The following is an 18,561-nucleotide window of genomic DNA, read 5'->3' on the forward strand; positions in this document are numbered from 1 at the left end:
TTCTGTTTTGATAAATCTCAATTAAAAAATAATTTTTATTAATTTTTTAAAATAAGGAATAAAAATAATATATGAAAATGTTATTGACACTTATTTTAGGAGTCTTTTCTAGAATAAAGTTAAATTTTTATAGTTTGAATTTGGGAGCGATCGCCATTTCCTTTCCTGCCCAATCAATAGGCTGTAGGGACGTATAACTCTACGTCCCTACAAAAGGTGTTTCTATCAAAAGCTAGGCGAACAAATTAATCCAGGATACTAGCAGGGAAAACGAAATCATTTGCGGTGAGGCTAGTTGAGTTAATTCCAACTAATAAAGCCAATTCTGTATTTCCAATTTTCACTAAGGTGTCACTACCCTGTTGCAATAGTATTAGACTAGAAAGTTGAGTCATGTCAATACCACCAAGCCCGATTTTATCAATGCCGATCGCAAAATCAGTCACTATGCTCTTGCTAGTGGGCAGACTACCATTAGCAATCCAGAATTGATCAACACCATTACCACCAGTTAAGCGATTACCGCCCTGTTGACCAGCAAATAGCGCATCATCACTATCGCCACCAAACACTAAGTCATTGATATTAGAGAAGAGTTTGTCATCTCCAGAACCACCGTAGAGACGGTTATTGCTACCCTTACTCGTGAGGGTGTCTTTACCTGAACCACCGAATAATGATTGACGAGAACCTTTAATTACTGTGAGACTATCATCACCTGCCCCCCCAAACAAATTATTACAACCACTGGCTTCTACTATGGTAATAACATCATTACCATTGCCACCATCAGCACTGGTCTTTTGAGCCGGGCCATTTTGACCAATAAATATCTGATCATTACCATCATTCCCCGAAACTGAAGACTCACTTCCTGTAAGCACTATGTCATCACCGTTTCCACCCAGGATTGTGTTACCTTGAGTGCCTTCTACAAAGTCTGCTTCGTCACCTGCACTAAAGAATTGTCCCGGCTCAAGAGTGACAGTATCGCTGTTGGTAGAACCAAAACCATTTGGGAAAGTAGGCTGTACAGTTGTTAGGTTATTGGGTAGTTCCAGGATGCCGAGTTTTTCAGCAGGCGTATTACCCGTAACGTTAAAGTCATTGTCGTTAATCAAGGCTAGAGTGTTGGGTGCTACCAATGCTAGACCTTCTAATTTTTCCACCCCGGTGTAACCCAACTGAGCAGCATTAGCGATTAGACTTTTGGTAACAGTGGTAATATTGGCAGTAGCTAACTCCGCAGAGGTCAGTTGTTCAATAGTTTTACCAGCTGGCAAAGTAAAGTTAGCAGGGTTGTTAATGTTGGTCGCCCCAGCTAAATCAATTTGGTAAATTAGTTTATTGCCAGCAGATGTACTATTGTCATCTCGCTCAACTACTGCAAATTTGCCGTTACCCAAAGAAACTGCATCGCCAATCTTATCAGTTTGTGGTAATCCTTCTAGGCGATATAAATACTCTCCTGTTACCTGCTTGGCGACAATATCAAACTCCAGAATTCGCAGGTTGAGAGAAGCTTTGGATGTCGCATCATTAGCGACATCTGGGTTGTCAATGGGACTTTGGATGAAAGCGTATAATTTATTACCTTCCAGGGCTACAGCTTCAAATCCCCGGTTATTGCGGCGTTGGGCATAAACTGCTGGCAATATCTCAGCGCCAAAAGTTCCCGTTGGTTGATCTGGGTCGGGTGCAGTTGCCGTTCCTTGAGGAATAAAGCGATCAATTAGTTTACCATTAACATCAAAGTGATAAATTGCCGGACGGTATTCATCTACCATCCAGTAATCTCCATTTTCCGCAACTACAATTCCCTCTAAGTCAGCACCTAAAGAATCGTTAGCTATAATCTTGTTGTCTAAATCAACGGCAATTTCATCTGTGTAGGCTGTGCCATTTGCCCCAGCTTGTAAGTTAGGTAATCCCGTTAATGGGGTTGTCCCATCTTGGCGGAATAATCCTGTCCTCTTGGTAATGCTGATTTCACCTGTGCTGCGGTTGAGTTCAAAGCTGACTATTTCTGGCTGGAAGTTGGGTAAGAAAAATGGTCTGTTTACACCATCAGGTTCTCCATTGGGGCCACGGTCTGTATGGGTGACAAACTTCAGGTTGCCATTTGCTGCAAACCCTTGAAAATACAACCCAGAAAAACCACCTAAGAAAATATCTTGATTTTCAGAGGTTGTTCCTAACTTGGGTAAGTTGTTAAATTCATAGATAGTCAGTTTGGGTTGGGCAACAGGATTGCGCGGGTCGTAACTAGTGGTGTCGATATTTAGAGAATTGGGGAAAGCATTGGCGATATTTTCCCAAGGCACTAGCTTAAAATTAGAGTTGACATTTTCGCCATCGATAGTTTTGGCAGGTTCATTAGAGCCGTCTTGGGTAACAAATAAACCAAATGGGAAGTTAGGCCCCAGTGGCAGGTTAATCACATCAGCCCCATCTGACTCTTGCACGCTGTCAATTGACCCATTATTACCAATGGCAAAATTACCCACGTATTCGTTGTTACCTTCACGAGTGTAGGCAACAAAGGTGCTATCGCCTTGGCTGGATGCTAGCAAGTAGCCTGTGCCGTTTTTGCCGTAGTAGATGGTCAACCCTTCGGTATCATCGGTGAGGTGAGAACCACCTTCAAAACGAACGCGATCAATTAACTTGCCTGTTGTGCCACCGTCCGGTTCTGCCTGGAATTTCCAGATGCCCACATCTTCTTGGGCTATGTAGAGAAAGCCGGTTTCTTGGTCAACCACCATACCCTCTGTTTGGGGAGAACGCCCTGCTGCCGTGGGCGAGGGGATGGTGAATTCTCGTACCAGTTCTGCTCCAATTTGACCATTACCTTTGTCAATCAATTTGAACTGAGCTATATCTCCAGTTTGGCGGCGACTGGTAAAGACATAGTAATCATTAGTTACGGGGCTACGGTATAAGGTAAGTCCGTAAGAACTGCGAGTTGATGCAGAATAGGGAGGTTCAAAAGGTGATGTCTGAAAGATAGTACCAATATTGCTATCGGTGATATTTTCCAAGTATTTACCGGGGGTGGTGGGGTTGGGGTTAATTTTGAAGATTGCTAGTTTATCATTTTGGCGATCGCTAGCTACGGCTATATCAACAGATTGATTGCCTAATTTGAAACCGTATTGTAAGTCAATATTGTTGTAGCGAATACCACCTGGATTAACTGTTTGCAACAAATTACCAGACAAGTCATAAACCCGCAATCCAGCATTTTTTACTGAGGTTAGTACTAAGCTATCGGCAGAATTTGTAGCATTAACATAGATAGCAGGATCATCAGCATCAGCATTCTGATCTACAGCAGGTAGTGCTGGATCTTCATCATCAAATAAATTAGGACGAGTTTCTACTATGGGTGCAGCAGTTGGAACTAAGTCTGCATCTAAAGTGAGAATTTGGGTAAATTGACTTTGGCTGAAGTTATTATCACTTACCAGCACAATCGACTGGCTACCATCTGCTAGTTTTGGCCCAAAAGTAATACCCTCGATGTTATCTGTACCGTTAGGCAAGTTTAAGTCATTTAAATTCAACAGCAGACGTTTTTGAGCGGGTTTGATAGTAGCTAGTTGTTCAGCACTCAAATTATTGAGAGAATCGTAGAAGCTAATGTCTGTTGCACCTTGCAAAGAAACTTCGTAGATTTTGATGGTGTTACCTACACCTTGGGCAAAGGAACGTTCTAATGCCAATAATGTGCCACGATTATCTATTGCTAATAAATCTGTCAAACCATTGTCAGCAGAACCTGTGCTAGGGTTGGGTGCTTCGGCGATCGCATCAGTAATGTAGAGGTATTCCTTTTCTGGTTGTCCACTAACCAGATTGTATTGCAGAATCCGAGAAGGGCTGCCACTGGTGAGTGAAGCCTTTAATCCATCTTGGGAGAGCGCGTTTTCAGTAGCTGTGAATAAGGTTTTCTGGTCGGGTGTAATGGTAAGGCTTTCAAAGGCTAAGTTATTGTAAACGCCTGATGTCTGCGTATCACCTGCATCGATAATATTATTGTTGTTGGTATCTTCAACTACTGGTAAGAATTTGGTAGGGACAGGTAGCGATCCTACTTCTTGCCCTGTGGTCAGCGAAAACTCTTTAATAAAGGGATTGCTAACACGACCAGCAGTAGGATTTACTTCGCCTTCTGAAGAGATGAAAACAGTGCCATTGTTAGTTAAAGCAATGCCTTCTGGATCAAGGCTATTGAGTGCAAAGAAATTACCATTGCTATTTTTTAGTGGTGTGACATTAGTAAAAGTCACCCCAGCATCGGCAGTAGTGAAGGTATAAAAACGAGCAGGTGCAAATTGGGAGCGATCGTCTGAGATAGCGTAATAGCGGTTGTTAACAGCATCGTAAGTGACACCAGATAGTCCACCTAGTGGAGTTGGTGCGCCATTCACCGTTCCCGCCACACCAGTTGGAATAAAGCTAGTAGCAAAAATAGTTTGTCGTTCAAATCCCACACTGGGAATAGTTTTACCTGCTTGAGTCGCCCCAGTTTGCACATCTGCGAACACCAAGCGATGGTCAGAACTGGGGAACGGAAAAATACCAACTGGGGAGAATGTCGGGTCAGTATTTAGCGGCCAAAATACTCCTGAATTGGCAATTGTCAGGCTAGTCGAGGGTAGCACATAATCAGTCCGCAGATTTCCGGGGGTCGTATCAGCAAAATCTGCGGTATCAAAGCTAGGATTACCCTTTTGGCTAGCGTTTGCACCACCTTGTAAGCCTGCTTGTTGGGGGCCACCAAGGCTGGTAGGGATGACATTAGTATTGATATTGGGATTTTGCAACAGTTGCCGGATAGCGTTGTCAAAACTATCACCATCTAACGGATCTGCATTTTGATCACCGACAATCACAAAGCTGGAACCAGACGTAATACCGCCCGTTTTACCCTGATCATCGTAAATATAATTACCATTACCAGGAGTAATATAATCTGCCCAAAAACGGATCTCGTCGTGGTTGCGCTTACCGTTGCGGTCTTCTGGCCCATCAAAGGTTGGGGGTGTGGGGTGGCTGGCGAGAACATGAATTGTCTCGCCGTTTACTTGAATGGGTACATCCCAATGACTTTTGGAGGAGAGGCGTAGAACTGCCAGTTCTTGTGAAGAATACCAATCATTTGGCTGTGATGTTGTAGGATCATCGGGAAGCAAGGCATTGGGCATATCCTTCCAAAGAAAATTTTGGAAGGTGCGGACGTTAGCTGTGTCAATGGGATATTTGGATAGCAGCAACATCCCATATTGACCAGGAAAATTACCGAATCCGAAGGCATCATCGCCATATCCCGGTTCACCTGGGATTGTAACTACTGCGCCGTTGTTGTTCAAGTCGAAACCAGAGGCAATACCCGTATTGGAAGGAGCAATGTAAAAATAAGGGTAATCAACAGGAGTTGCACCATTCTGGCTGACTGCAAGGTAATTTTGCTTGAATAACTGAACTGCTTCTTGGGAGTAATCAAACTCATTGATCAGCAGCACATCCGGGTTGTTACGCTGGATAATTTCTGCAACGGCTTTTGCTTGAGCATTATCAGGGGTAGACAGATCGGTTACTAGCTCACCTGTTGCGTTGCGATTCAAAGAAGCATTGAACTGAGAAAAGCGAACTGTGCTTGTAGTTACCATAGGTTAGTTCTGGGGTAGATTTCAGATATTAGACTGCTTTAAAAATTAAGAGTTGGCTTTTATATTATGTCTGCTTGATTATTTATTAAACTTGGAGAACCCCACTCCGCTAAAGCTGTGCTTTGTCTCCCCTCCCGAAGAGGGAGCAGGAGGTGGGGTTCTTTTGTTACGGGGAATTAGGCAGACATGATATCATTTCCAACTCTTTCTCTGCGTTAGAAGGCGATCGCTTGAATCTGCGTTAAACAAATACAAAGCCAGTATCGCTTGCCAAATTCGTCTTTAGCTTTAACCCATTTTCAACAACAGCAATTAACTCTGTTCCATAAAAAATGCCGACAGCAGACTTGTCACTAGACACGGCTGATGCAGATCCTAGTGAGTAATTGCTAGCAACTCCTTTGAGTTCAATTTTGTCCTTGTTCTTAAAGCTGGCAATATAAGCATAGTCACCATTACCAAAACTAGCATAGAAAACTGAATTGGCATTACCCAAGACGTAAGTATCTTCACCCTGATCGCCGTTGAGTTGGTCAATTTCGCTTGTGCCACCTCCCCAACCAATGAGGCGGTCGTTGTCCTTGCCTCCAAAAAGTGTGTCATTGCCAAGTCCGCCTAAGATTGTGTCATCGTCATCGCCACCACGGAGGATGTCAGTGCCTCCCTTGCCATCAAGGTAATCATTGCCTGCACCACCATTGATGGTTTCATTGGCATTAGTACCGATGACGCGATCGCTCCCGGCTAAGGCATCGACTATGTTCAAACCATTAAGTTGGTCAATAAAGATAATATCATTGCCAGATGTCGCCTTGTTATTAGCAACAGTCAGGTCAAAGCTATCGCTAACATTAGCACCACTCTTATCAGTAGCAGTAACTGTGACTCCGAAGATGCCAATTTGGGAGATAGTGCCGGATATCACACCTGTATTAGCAACAATACTAGATCCAGTGGGTAAGCCTGTAGCACTGTAGCTGAGGGTGTCGCCTTGATCTACGTCAGTAAATTTGTTACTGACATTGAAAGAAAAAGGTTTGTCAGTAGAGATGATTTGGTCGTCAATCGGTTGTACTACAGTGGGAGCATTGTTTTTAAAGAGATTAAACCGAGCCACACTAGGGTCATGATCGCTATCCTGATCGGCAAACTCTGAATTGATGTGAACTACATCATACCCATCTAGTCTGTTACGTAAGTTGTTACTGACTAAAATGTGGTCAAGTGTTTGGGCGTTGCCTTCAAAATTATAGGTGTAACGCTCATTTTGAGGCAGAGTTTCAATTAATGAAGTCAGCCCAGCGCTTTCTAGGGTGGTGACGGGGTTAGAGAACTCAAAATCATTCAAGTCACCTGCTACTACTACATTGGCATTGGGATTGATTGCTAAAATACTTTCGACAAAATTTTTCACCAGTGTCGCTTGTTGCTGGCGCTGCACTTCGCTACTGAGAGTTGGCGGTTGATTCACGCCGAATAATGGTTGGTCGCCACCTTTAGAATTAAAGTGGTTGCCGACTACATAAACAGTTTCACCCTTGAAAGTAAATTCTCCAACTAACGGCTTGCGACTGCTAGTAAAGGCCGAGTTGGTGGGGTCAATCAAACCAGGACTATTAGAAACTGTAGGAAGACCAGAGACGTTACTAACTGTGGTACTGGAGGTGGAAGTACCACCGGGGCGATCTACAAAGTTGACACGATTGGGATTAAACAAGAAACCCACCCGGATATTTCCGCCAGGTTCACCGCCATTAGTATCGTCTACTGGGTTAATTTGGCGATATTGATACGTGGGGCCACCAGCAGCAGCGATCGCATTAATTAATGTTTGAAAGGTGGTGCTAGCATCAACTACGCTATCATTCGTCGCTCCGTTATTGTCTTGAATTTCTTCTAGACTAATAATATCTGGTGATTTCAGATTATTGACAATGCGGCTGGCAAGGTTGTTAAACTTGGTTGCACCATCGCTTGGGTCAAGGTTTTCGACGTTGAAGGTAGCAACTGTCAATTGGTCAGTAGTGGGAGTTAAATTAGTGACTTCTTTTTGCAGGGTACTGTTCTGTACTACTGTGGGAGCAGCCGATACTAAAACTTCATAGTTGCTAAAATCGTAGTTAACGACACCAGTAATACTGCTAAGTTGCGTACCAACATTCACCTCAGGTAGTACTAAGGCATTGTTGAGATCATCGATCTGAATCCGTTCAGGATTGAAGTCTGAGGCACTAATTAGGCTACCACCGCGAGCTGTGCGCCCAGTGGCATTTGCCCCATTGTCTGCTAATACCCAAATTTCCTGTGATGTACCAAAGCTTGCAGTGGGTGAAGTGGTGATCGGGTTATTGACCTGTACTTGCATTCCTTCTAAACTTTCGTAGAAGTCGATGCCATCCTGGGCAGGATCAAAGGTGGTCGTTCCAGTTTCGATATTACCAGTAGTGTCGTTATCGATTACTGTAGTTGGGATGCTTCTGCCGCCATTACCCAGAATTGTGGTAGTTGGTAAAGCATTGCCACTGGAGACTGTGACAATTGTAGGGCTAGTAATTTGTGTTACCGTCAGGTTATTTGCATTATTACCGGGACGAAACTCCGCAACTGTTCCATTGACTAATATAGAATCGCCAACAGATACGGTTGGTGCTGATGAGGTGAAGACGAAAATACCTTCCGAAGTGCGATCATCGCTGTCTGGGTTGGGGTCTTGCAAGTAAAAACCATTACTAGCTGTAGCCGTGACAATTCCCGCTACATTGGTGACGCTTTGACCTCTTAAGGGTGAGATATGCGCCGCGCCTTGAATGTCGTGAATCCGAATTGCGTCATTATCAGCGATCGCCACTGTAGCAGTAGCAGTACCCAGAGTATAGTTTGCGCTACTATTTAGAGTCAAAGTGACGGTTTCAGTTCCTTCAACTGCCGTATCATCCACAGGTGTAATGGTGATATCCACAAAGGATTGTCCGGCAGCGATCGTTGCTGTGCCTGTTAAGGTTGGGGTGTAATCTGCGCTTGTGGCTTGTCCAGCACCCGTGGCAACATTGTAATTTACCGTCAAGGCATTGGTGGTACTGCCTGTGCGAGAGATCCGGAAGATACCAGGGTCACTGCCAGCTTCGGCTGCATTGGCATCTTGGGCTGCGATCGTGACAGTGGGGGTTGCATTGATAGTGAAGGCGGTTTGGTTCAGCGCTGTAATCAAAGTCGCCCCAGTGGTCAGTGTCCAATTAGCAGGGTTGTTAACAATCGCCTTGAATTCGGCAAAGGTATTTGCTGTACGAGTACCAATGTAGGCTGCCGATTCCTCACCCGTCAAGAAGCTTATACGGCTATCGGCAGGTAGCAAGTTAGGTGCGACACCATCCTCTGCGTTGCCAATATTAATTCGTGCGATCTGTGTTATTGGCGTGTCTACCGTCGCATCACTGGCAGCAAGATAAGCATATACCGAGTCCGTGGTTTGGCTAAAGCCGCGATTACTAGACCCTGAGAAAGTAACCACAGCAGCTGTACCCACATTAGCAACTGGCCCACCAGTCACATCAAAATTGGTCAAAGTGACGATAGTCCCTGCGACAACACCGCCTGCTGGGGCAGTCCATTTAGTATATGATTCACCAGTGTTAAAAGCCGTTGCCGTCCCTGTTGTAAGTTCGTTGTCAGTAAAATAGATGACTGTTCCCTCTGGAATAGTGGCTAGCGTAACAAAAGCTACCCAATCGTCAGACCCACCCGCAGTATTGATGCCTATAAATGCAACGTCGCCAGAATTTAGTGCCATATCTAAGACTCCTTGATAAATTAATGATGATACCCAAAATGCTTAATTCACTTACAAATACCTGTTGAGTATCGCTACTTTCGCCAAAGGCATTGCCCTTGCGATTTATCCAAAGTTGTCCGCACTTTGTAACAGTCCAAAAGCGATCGCTATGCCTACAGACAAATCACAGGTTCGTAAATATTACATTTAAAATTAATTTACGAAATATATCCTAAATACATCTTTGCAGTTAGAGCGATCACTATATCAACATTAAACACTATAAAATTCGTCTTCCAAACCACTCTTTTAGAGGTTCTCAGAAGACAACTACATATTGAATCTTTGATATTAGTACTTAAATTGGGCAATCTTAAGTTATCCTAATTAGATTAAGGAATAGCTAGCAAAAGGTTAAGATAAAAATAATAAATAATTTCAGGCTTGGAGTACTTTTGTTCTATAGCAATTATTTCTGTCATAAAAATATTTTGTGAATGTTATTGTAAAATACAGAATATTAGTTCATTATTCAAAATCGAGAATAATAACTCGGTTTCTTTCAATGATTGTAAATATCCAAAGTGAATTTACTAACCTTAAAGAAACTAGGTTTTTAGTATTTTGATACTGATGCTGTAACTTACACAGGGTGTTGGAGAATAATATGAGCAAAGTAAAGCATAGAGAACCATCAGACTTTACATTAAAAAATGACCGCAGTAATCATTTAAAAAATGCACAAAGTCATTTGCGTTCAGTAGCAATAATCGCCAGAAATTTCAACAACCATAATGATATAAGTAAAATTGCAGATGGAGACGTTGGGAAACTATTCAACCTGACTGATGATTGTTCAGATACACTGAAGAAATACATCAATATCAGAAAGCACATGAATAAAGATCAAATGGTCAAACGTATTAATAGTGATCTGACAAAGAGCCCGTCTTATACTACATTTGACCAGGAAAGAGATTGGCTAAAAAGATTTGACAATTCTTGCGTAGTAAGTTGCGATGTTTTTATCCAAAACCAAGTTCAAATAAACTTGCGCTCATTAGAAGACCTTTATAGAAATATAATCACGTTTAGGAGTGAATTTGGTCGTACATACGCTCGTAATAATTTTGATTATCAACTAATTAGAGAAAGATTTCAGGAGTATTTAAATGGAGTTTTGCAAATTGCAAGTGGTACCGGCTTAGTTTGTGAAGACGGACAGAGGTACTATGATTCCAATTTAAATTTTCAAACTAGAAGTATTTGGTTGGGTTCAAGAATGTTTCTAAATGGAGCAAGTAACCTCTTAAAAATAGGTGGTTCGCAAAAATCACTAATCAGTTAAACTTTTCATTATTCATTAAGCAATCTTAATATTTTGAGTGGCGATTATAGCAATCCTATTTGAATTTTGAAAAAACTCATTAAACCTCGAAGAGCCTTTTTTCATGTTGTTTATTTTCTTTCTTATCTCTACGAGTAAGTTTGGGAGTCAAAGCGGATTGCTATATACTTTTTAAGTGGCAGTCCAAAGGTAGAAAAATGTTGTTTAATCGGTGGCGATTACTAATTGCAGGAGCCATCTTTGGTTCTGTAATTACTGCTGGAATATTTATAGTCCCCCCAATTGTAGCAAGTAAAAGTTGGCCATGGAGATGGGCTGACTGGACTGGAATTGGAGAAGACACAATTAAAAAAACGAGTACAGAGAAAAAAGGTGGAAAAAATAGTTCGATTGAAAAGGTTATTTCCACTGATGAAACTCGGTCTGGAAAAACACTTTGGGATTTTTTAGAACTATTAGCAGTTCCATTTCTGCTTTTGTATTTAGGTAATCAACTTCAGCAGAAAGATAAAGAAGTAGCAGACATAAATCTCCGTGAGGAAGCGCTACTAAATTATTTAGACCGTGTATCAGATTTACTGATTAATAACAAAGTGAATAGCCTACAACCCAATGATACTTTACTAGAACTGATAAATGATATAATACGCACAAGAACGCTGACTATACTGCGTAGCTTTGGCAAAGATGGAGAACGGAAAGGTAGTGTTATACGATTTCTAATCGATGCAGAATTTATAAGTAACTGGCACTCTATTGTATTAGACTTAAGCTCTGCTAGTTTGAAAGGCGCTAAACTAAGTGGTACTAAACTAAGTCGTGTTAAGCTAATTAAAGCAGACCTCAGTGATGCAGACCTCAGTGATGCAGACTTGAGTCATGCAGATATACGTAATGCTAACTTGATTAATGCCGACTTAATTAATGCCGACTTAACTGGTGCTGACTTAACTGGTGCTGACTTAACTGGTGCTGACTTAACTGGTGCTGACTTAACTGGTGCTGACTTAAGAGATGCCATCTTAAATGATGTAAAGGGATTACGAAATTGATAGTTTCATACTAAATAGTTCAGCGCTACAATAATACTTTTAAGCTCTTTTTCCCCTACAGTCTTCATGATAAGTCTTTACTAAATATGATTTCAGGTGGGCTGTTACCCACCTGAATGTAATTCAAACATTAGCGGAAATTACGAGGATTTAAGCGAACAGAGTTAGGCTGTGACTGACGACGAATTGCTACTCCATTGCGAAGATTTCTAGCGGTACCACCATCTTTGCGATCGAGGAAAGGTTTCAGATTAATTCCACTTCTAGATGAACTAACCCGATTATTGCCACCGCCTAGAAGTGTACGTCCTAAATTATATAATTCATTGCCTCCACTACTGCGATCGCCATAAGTATTAACAGCTATAGTCTGTTGTCCACTGTCAGCAGTAGTTAAGTTCTGAAAAATACTATTGCGGATAACATAGGGGTCTTTCCCAGGCGGTACTGTCAGGACAATTCTACAGGTTGGGTTAGCTTCTGTTGTGACGCAGACAATATTTTCGTTATTTTCTGTTGCTGTCTGGAGTTCTTGTAAGCCATCTGGGCGATAAAGTTCTAAGCGACTAGCAATTGCTGTACAACGCCTTTGTGCGTCCCAACCACCACCCAAAGCCGCAGGTGCAGCCCAAGCAAAGTATTGCCCTGGTTGACTTTGTGGCTGATACATAACGGTGTATTGACCATTGTAAGTCTGACAGGTAAACCGAGTTGTACCGTCAGCTGAGGGTGAAGTTGGTATACCTGTTGATGTGTCTATTGGTACTGATGACCCACCTGATGGTACTGTTGGTACGACAACGCCATCGCCAGTAGAATCATATTGCGCCATTGCTACAGAATTGCCCAAACATAAAGATAAGCCAAGACTACCCAAAGATATCAATCGAAGCAGTTGTGATGGCATAAATCATCCTCCAGTAGAAATAGGTAGGGAACTGATAATCTAAGTGACGAATAATTCTCTGTTTTGATTCATCAAAAACGCTATTTTTTTTCCTCTCTTGCTTTTTTCTCTTCGAGTAGCTTTTTCACCCGTGCTTTAATTTCTAGATGACGCCCCACTCCTTCATAGGCGTAACGGTTGTAGCTATTACGGGTAATCAGGTTTTCTAAATAGCTAACTCGCTCATTACCGCCTGGGTGCGAAGATAACCAACTAGGAGGAGTATTTTTTTGCTGTTTTTCTAACGTCACCATTAAGTTACGTAAACCATCAGCAGCGTAGCCAGTGGCAACAATTAGGCGTGTGCCGAGATTATCTGCCTGACGTTCCATGTCGCGGCTGTAACTAAGTGCAAAAAGTTGACCGATAGTGCCGCCCAGAGGTATATATTGAGTAACGTTAGAGATCAGGTTGCCTTCGCTGACTAACTGAAAAGTGTGGGATAAAAGTACATGGGATAATTCATGACCCATTAACCCAGCTAATTCTGCTTCGGAATTAGCTTTAGCGATCGCACCTGCATTAATAAAAATTTTACCCCCAGGTAATGCAAAGGCGTTAAGACTTTCCTCTGGAATTACGAAGAATTCGTATTTAAACTCGTCCCGTCCTCCTACCTTCGCCAATTTCTGTCCAATTTCATTGACGTATGCCAAAATATCTTCGTCTATAATTACACCTAGCTGTTTTTTTGCCTGCTTTGCCACCGACTCACCTATGGCTCGTTCACCTTGTAGCAGCATGATGGTAGAGTCAAGGGCAGAAAACGGCCCAAGCAGACTGCCAGTGACGGCATAACCTAAAGCACCTGTAATAATATTACCGATGACATTGCCTCTAATTTCTCTTTGTGTATGAGTTTTGTAACGGTTCAGATTTTCTTCTGCTAGTTTTGTAAACTCAGGGGCTTGGGGATTTTTCGGGTAGAGAATAGCAAATTGACGCGCCGCCAAAGAGGCTTCCATCCATTTTTTATCATCAGCTAGGGCTGTAATTCTAGTTTTAATTAATTCTGGTTGATCTGGATACAGTGAAGAAGCCCGTTCTAATATGTCTAATGCTTCTTTAGTGCGATCGTATTGTTTCAATACTTCAGCATATCGGATATGACCAGGGATAAATTCAGGATATTGCTCAACTAATAGTTGCAGAGGTACTAAAGTTTTTGTTTGCAACTTTTGTGCTATCCCCGCCTCTGATTCTCGCCAGTAGACTTTACCTCCTGGCGATAGTTGCGTGGGGTCGAGTATGGCAGCTTTACGCTGTTGATTATCTAATGTTTTACCAAAAGGCTGCTTAACTTCGCGGTAAATTTTTTCCGCCTCCGGGATTTGTCCTGCCAGATAAAGTTTATCCGCTTCTATAAATTTTAGCTGACGGGTGAGTTCTTCCGGGCTGAGTGGGGGTTCCTGTGGCGACTCTGGCTTTTTCGGTTCAGAAACTCCAGGGGCGGGTTTTGGTGCTTCTGGCGTTGATGAACGTTGCAGCGCTTCCCGTAACTTTTGGACTTTAGTTGTTTCTGAACTGGGCTTTGTCGTTTCAATAGTGGTAGAGGTAGCAGGTTCTTGTGCCAGAAGGGGTGAAGTTGCCTGCGTCAGGATTATCAAAATTGATGTAGCAGCTGAAAGTAATACCCACTTCCAAGCTGGCAGTAAAGACTTCCAGATTCGTTTCATACTTGGGCCCACGTATGCAAAAGGCTCTTTTTTAAATTTTATGAGCAATTAGCAAAATACGCATACAGTGATGTATTTTTTGTGAGGCATTATGCCCAAGTGCGAACTGTTCCGTGACCGAAAAAGACTCATAATACAGAGCAAGTAAATTTATTTATGGGGATTATTAATTTTGACTTTTGACTTTTAACTTTTGACTTCCCCAAAGGGGCTGACGTACCCCAGTACTTTTATGTTTAAACTGAGTCACCCAAATACTTGCAAATTTTGGTTAAATATGCTCTGGCAAATTATTTGGATCAATACCTTGAGATTGTAAATAGGCAATTAGCCGTTCTTTTTGTTGGCGTTCCTGTTCAATTTGCTCTACTGCCCAAAGCAACAAATTACCTGCCTCATCCCACCAGCGCAACCAGTAACCAGTTCTAGCTTCTTTTGTTCCTTGCCAAGTTCCCAGAAATAAACCCATTGAATCAATCCAATGACGACCATTTTCATCAGGTTGCTTTAATTCGTAGCGGCTGTTTTCGAGTTGGTAAAATTCTAACAAACCGCCATTTGGGTCAAAAATTACGTAAATTGGGACTTGAAGAATCTGCTCATAAAAAAACCATTTTCCTGGTGGATAGGTTCGCTTAAAAGAGTATTCTCCACCCTCAGTGTCAGATAGAAATTCCATCACAATTGCTGGAATATCCCCGTCTAAATTGGGTGTATAGCTTTTGCGTTCTCCTAAAACTTGATTTACCGATGGTACATAAACCCAGTCGGGTGCTTTAGCAACAAATTGCCCGTTTATCGTTGCACAAAGTCCAAAATTCGAGGCTATCAACATCTGCGGTTGGATGAAACCACTTATCTCTAGGCTTTCGCGCAAAGCACCAGCTAATAGTGGCTGACCTGTATTTTCCACTGGTTCATCCTCTAGCTGAAAATCTGCTGGCAATGCTTCCCAAGATATTACCAGTTCTGTTGAAGATTTAGCTTCACCGAGTTGGGTTGTCATAAACACCCCTTTTTATTGATTTGTCTTTATTTTATGGGCGATCGCAGTTATTTTACAACGTCGCTGTTTGGGATGCGATGCCTACGACGGTTAAACCAATAGGACTTACGCAAAAATTGCTAAAAAGCTTAATTTCTCGAACCGCCAAGACGCCAAGAGCGCCGAGAATTCGTAGAGTGTGCGTAAGTCCTAACCAATTCGCAATTCGCAATGACGCTCGTTCCTCGCTAACGCTGCGCTAACGCAATTCGCAATTACGTTTTGTGACGGGGATTTAGACCCCGACACAAAACGTGCTGCCTATCTTGCTGGGGACTTAAACCCCCAAAGTTCGTTAAAGCCAACGCAGAGAATTAAAAAACAAAAAACCCCGGCGAAACTAACCGAGGTAAGAGAGAGAGGTACGAATGACGATGAGATATAGCGATACCGAAATCTAAAAAATCTTAGCTAACGCTAAAACCAACCAAAACTATAGTTGTGACAATTAAAGTCGCAAAAAAAGCCTGTAAAACATATTTACGTTGTTCCCAAATTGCTGGGTACTCGGCGTAATACATCTTGGGTTCAGCTGCGTAGTTATTGAGAACGCCGTCTTCGTTAGTAGTGGTGTACATAGTTTTTTCTCTTTTTTGTTTGTTTATGTAACTAAATTTAACAATATTGTTACAAAACGTCAAGAGGACTTGACAAAAAAAGTCTAATGGCTTTAATAAAAGTTGCTTATCAGGCATAGGAGATTTAGGCAAAGCTCCTCCAGGCGCCGAAAGCGCCATATATTACGCAATTTTTTAAATCGCAAAATAAAAGGTTGGAGACACGTTAGCGTAACGATTTCGCGTCTCTACTAGTAATCGCATTTAGCGCTTATAATATTGCAATCGTTTTTGGATGAAGTAAAATCTACATTTAATTCTTCATCACCGCATCCAAAAGCACATTGGCATCAAAGCGGACTACATCAGTGCAAGGTAGCCCAGTTTCTGCTATTGTTTGAGCAATGCTTTCCTCAGCCGCAGACTGATCTAGATGGGCTGTGTTCAGCGCTATCCCCACTACAGGAACACTTGCAAAAGCACCACCAGCACTAGCAACAGTTTCATAAAGCCGAATCACCTCTGGTAAAGGTGGAATTAGTACATGAGGATGATTACGTACATGAACTTGTCCGGCGCGATGTGCTAACAGCAGTTGGGTTGGTTGCGAACCACGAATTAGGGGTAAGGTTGCCGTTGAACCAGGGTGTAGCAGTGAACCTTGTCCTTCAATGTGCAAAATGTCGTGGTTTTTGCCATAGCGCATAACTATCTGTTCCACAGCACCGGCGGCAAAGTCTACGCGCACGGCATCTAAAGGCACGCCGTCTCCTTCTAACATCACTCCAGTTTGACCGGTAGCGAGGAATTTAGAACGCCAACCTCGCTGTTTTGCAGCCCAATGTAACTCTAGACTAGTTGACATTTTACCGATCGCCATGTCGGTTCCTACTGTCAACACCCGCCGACAGGAAAGGGTACGTGCCATTCCACTAGCAACACTTATATTAGGCGGCTCTTTACGTACATCCCAAATTACTTGCCCTGGTTTGAGCAGTGCATTTAACTCTGGTATATTTGCCATTGGTGTATGTAAACCATTTACCAGCGACATTCCAGCTTCTAGAGCGCCTTTAATTTCCAACCAGTAATCATCTGGTACAGCACCACCTCCTGGAGCAATGCCTATTACTAAGACTTCTGGCTTGTATTCAAGGGCTGCGGCTACCGATGCTACTATTGGGACATCACGCTTGATATTGGTTAATTCTGGTAGGGATTTGCCAGCACACTCGCGATCAATTACGGCTACGATTGGGGCTTCACTGTAACGTAAAATTGCTAGCCCTGTTTTGCCGTGAGTCCCAATAATTCCGTCATGCAGTAAGATAGCTACTCGTTGATTAGGTGATAGACGCACTTTGTTGTACCCCCAAGCCTGGTAAATCGTTTGGCAAAACTCTCCCTTGTTTTAGCAATAATGCACCCGTAAACGGATCATCGATTAAGTTGAGGTGACTGTCTAAATCTAGATAATCAGCTAGTGGCGCCAGCTGTAATGCTGCTGTATTAGCTAGCGAACTGTCAGAATAGCAACCAAACATTACTTGCAACCGATATGCTCGCGCTGTATGTACCATTCGCATTGCTTCGGTTAGTCCCCCTGATTTCATCAGTTTGATATTAATACCATCCACGTAGTTTGCCAAATGAGGAATATCGGCGCTTGTAAAGCAACTTTCATCAACAAAGATGGGCAGGGGAGAGTGTTCTTTGAGTTTTGCTAAACTTTTTTCCTGTCCCCGTGGCAATGGCTGTTCTACATATTTTATACCTAAATTAGCTAGCCAATTGCACATTGCGATCGCATCCTCCAAGCTCCAACCTCCATTAGCATCAACGAAAAATTCTAGTAATGGTGCTTCTTCTTGCACTGCCAAGAGCATTTTTTTATCTGCATCTATGCCATCTGGACTACCTAGCTTCACCTTGAAAAGGCGGACATCAGTAAATTGTAACCAGTCTCGCGCTCTCGCCCTGGCTCCTTCAGGCGAATTAATCCCAATTGTGACAGAAGTCGGGACTATTTGATTGCGATCGAGTCCCCAAATTTGCCATAAGGGTAATCCTACGCGCTTACCCAACCAGTCGTGCATTGCTATATCCAAGGCAGCTTTTGCAGCAGAAGGAACCTGGTTTTGTGTTAAAACTTGCTCAATTTCCTGTCGCTGTAAGGGGCTGAATCCTTGCAACAGTGGCACAACTTGCTGTAGGGCGTCTTTGATTGCATCAGTTGATTGTCGATGATTACCCACACCGAATGGTGATGCTTCCCCCCAGCCTTCGATCCCATATTCTGAAATTCTCACCCAGACATTAGTTGTCTGTGCCGTTGTACCTCGACTAATAGTCAACGGAAACCTTTTGTTTACTGTAAATAAATTTATATTTATTTGCATATTTGTTATTAGTGGAATAGTACTTATAATTTGTTTGTAGAGTGTTTAGAGTTAGGTTTGCGTAGATGATATTCGAGGCAAATCTCTCAGGGGC

11 protein-coding genes are annotated in these 18,561 nt (G+C 42.5%); 3 read left to right on the forward strand and 8 right to left on the reverse strand.

Translation table 11 applies throughout. From position 1 onward, the window contains the following. Positions 1-245 precede the first annotated feature (245 nt). Positions 246-5,675: a phytase gene (locus CDC33_RS08715; RefSeq protein WP_109008152.1), complete on the reverse strand. Its 5,430-nt coding sequence runs from the start codon at positions 5,673-5,675 to the stop codon at positions 246-248. Positions 5,676-5,916: 241 nt separating this feature from the next. Beyond that, positions 5,917-9,462, reverse strand: coding sequence for a DUF8508 domain-containing protein (locus CDC33_RS08720; RefSeq protein ID WP_109008153.1), 3,546 nt, complete (start codon positions 9,460-9,462; stop codon positions 5,917-5,919). A gap of 64 nt (positions 9,463-9,526) precedes the next feature. Here CDC33_RS08720 and CDC33_RS41170 point away from each other — a divergent pair, with 64 nt between their 5' ends. The 3 genes from CDC33_RS41170 (at position 9,527) to CDC33_RS08730 (ending at position 11,844) form a co-directional block, all read left to right on the forward strand. Beyond that, the gene (locus tag CDC33_RS41170; RefSeq protein WP_280524401.1) at positions 9,527-9,655 is read left to right on the forward strand and encodes a hypothetical protein; all 129 of its coding nucleotides are present in this window, start codon (positions 9,527-9,529) and stop codon (positions 9,653-9,655) included. A 456-nt stretch (positions 9,656-10,111) separates the two neighbouring features. Further along, a complete protein-coding gene (locus tag CDC33_RS08725) occupies positions 10,112-10,792 on the forward strand; it encodes a hypothetical protein (RefSeq protein WP_109008154.1) in 681 nt (226 codons plus the stop codon). A 197-nt stretch (positions 10,793-10,989) separates the two neighbouring features. Next, the gene (locus CDC33_RS08730; RefSeq protein WP_109008155.1) at positions 10,990-11,844 is read left to right on the forward strand and encodes a pentapeptide repeat-containing protein; all 855 of its coding nucleotides are present in this window, start codon (positions 10,990-10,992) and stop codon (positions 11,842-11,844) included. Between the two features lie 130 nt (positions 11,845-11,974). Here CDC33_RS08730 and CDC33_RS08735 read toward each other — a convergent pair whose 3' ends face one another. The 6 genes from CDC33_RS08735 to CDC33_RS08760 all read right to left on the reverse strand — a co-directional run bounded on the left by CDC33_RS08735 (position 11,975) and on the right by CDC33_RS08760 (position 18,467). Then, positions 11,975-12,751 carry a COP23 domain-containing protein gene (locus CDC33_RS08735; RefSeq protein WP_109008156.1) on the reverse strand — a complete coding sequence of 259 codons (777 nt, stop codon included), beginning with the start codon at positions 12,749-12,751 and terminating at the stop codon, positions 11,975-11,977. Between the two features lie 80 nt (positions 12,752-12,831). After that, positions 12,832-14,466 carry a M48 family metallopeptidase gene (locus tag CDC33_RS08740; RefSeq protein WP_109008157.1) on the reverse strand — a complete coding sequence of 545 codons (1,635 nt, stop codon included), beginning with the start codon at positions 14,464-14,466 and terminating at the stop codon, positions 12,832-12,834. 271 nt (positions 14,467-14,737) lie between these two features. Beyond that, on the reverse strand, positions 14,738-15,472 hold the full coding sequence (locus CDC33_RS08745; RefSeq protein ID WP_109008158.1) for a Uma2 family endonuclease: 735 nt from the start codon (positions 15,470-15,472) through the stop codon (positions 14,738-14,740). 446 nt (positions 15,473-15,918) lie between these two features. Continuing rightward, positions 15,919-16,089 carry a photosystem II assembly protein Psb34 gene (psb34, locus tag CDC33_RS08750; protein ID WP_109012499.1) on the reverse strand — a complete coding sequence of 57 codons (171 nt, stop codon included), beginning with the start codon at positions 16,087-16,089 and terminating at the stop codon, positions 15,919-15,921. A 292-nt stretch (positions 16,090-16,381) separates the two neighbouring features. Further along, positions 16,382-17,428, reverse strand: coding sequence for an N-acetyltransferase DgcN family protein (locus CDC33_RS08755; RefSeq protein WP_109008159.1), 1,047 nt, complete (start codon positions 17,426-17,428; stop codon positions 16,382-16,384). Further along, positions 17,412-18,467, reverse strand: a complete 1,056-nt coding sequence (locus CDC33_RS08760; RefSeq protein WP_109008160.1) for a dipeptide epimerase — start codon at positions 18,465-18,467, stop codon at positions 17,412-17,414. The genes CDC33_RS08755 and CDC33_RS08760 overlap by 17 nt, the downstream gene beginning before the upstream one ends. Positions 18,468-18,561: the final 94 nt, after the last annotated feature.

Source organism: Nostoc commune NIES-4072 (assembly GCF_003113895.1).
Classification (GTDB): Bacteria; Cyanobacteriota; Cyanobacteriia; order Cyanobacteriales; family Nostocaceae; genus Nostoc; species Nostoc commune.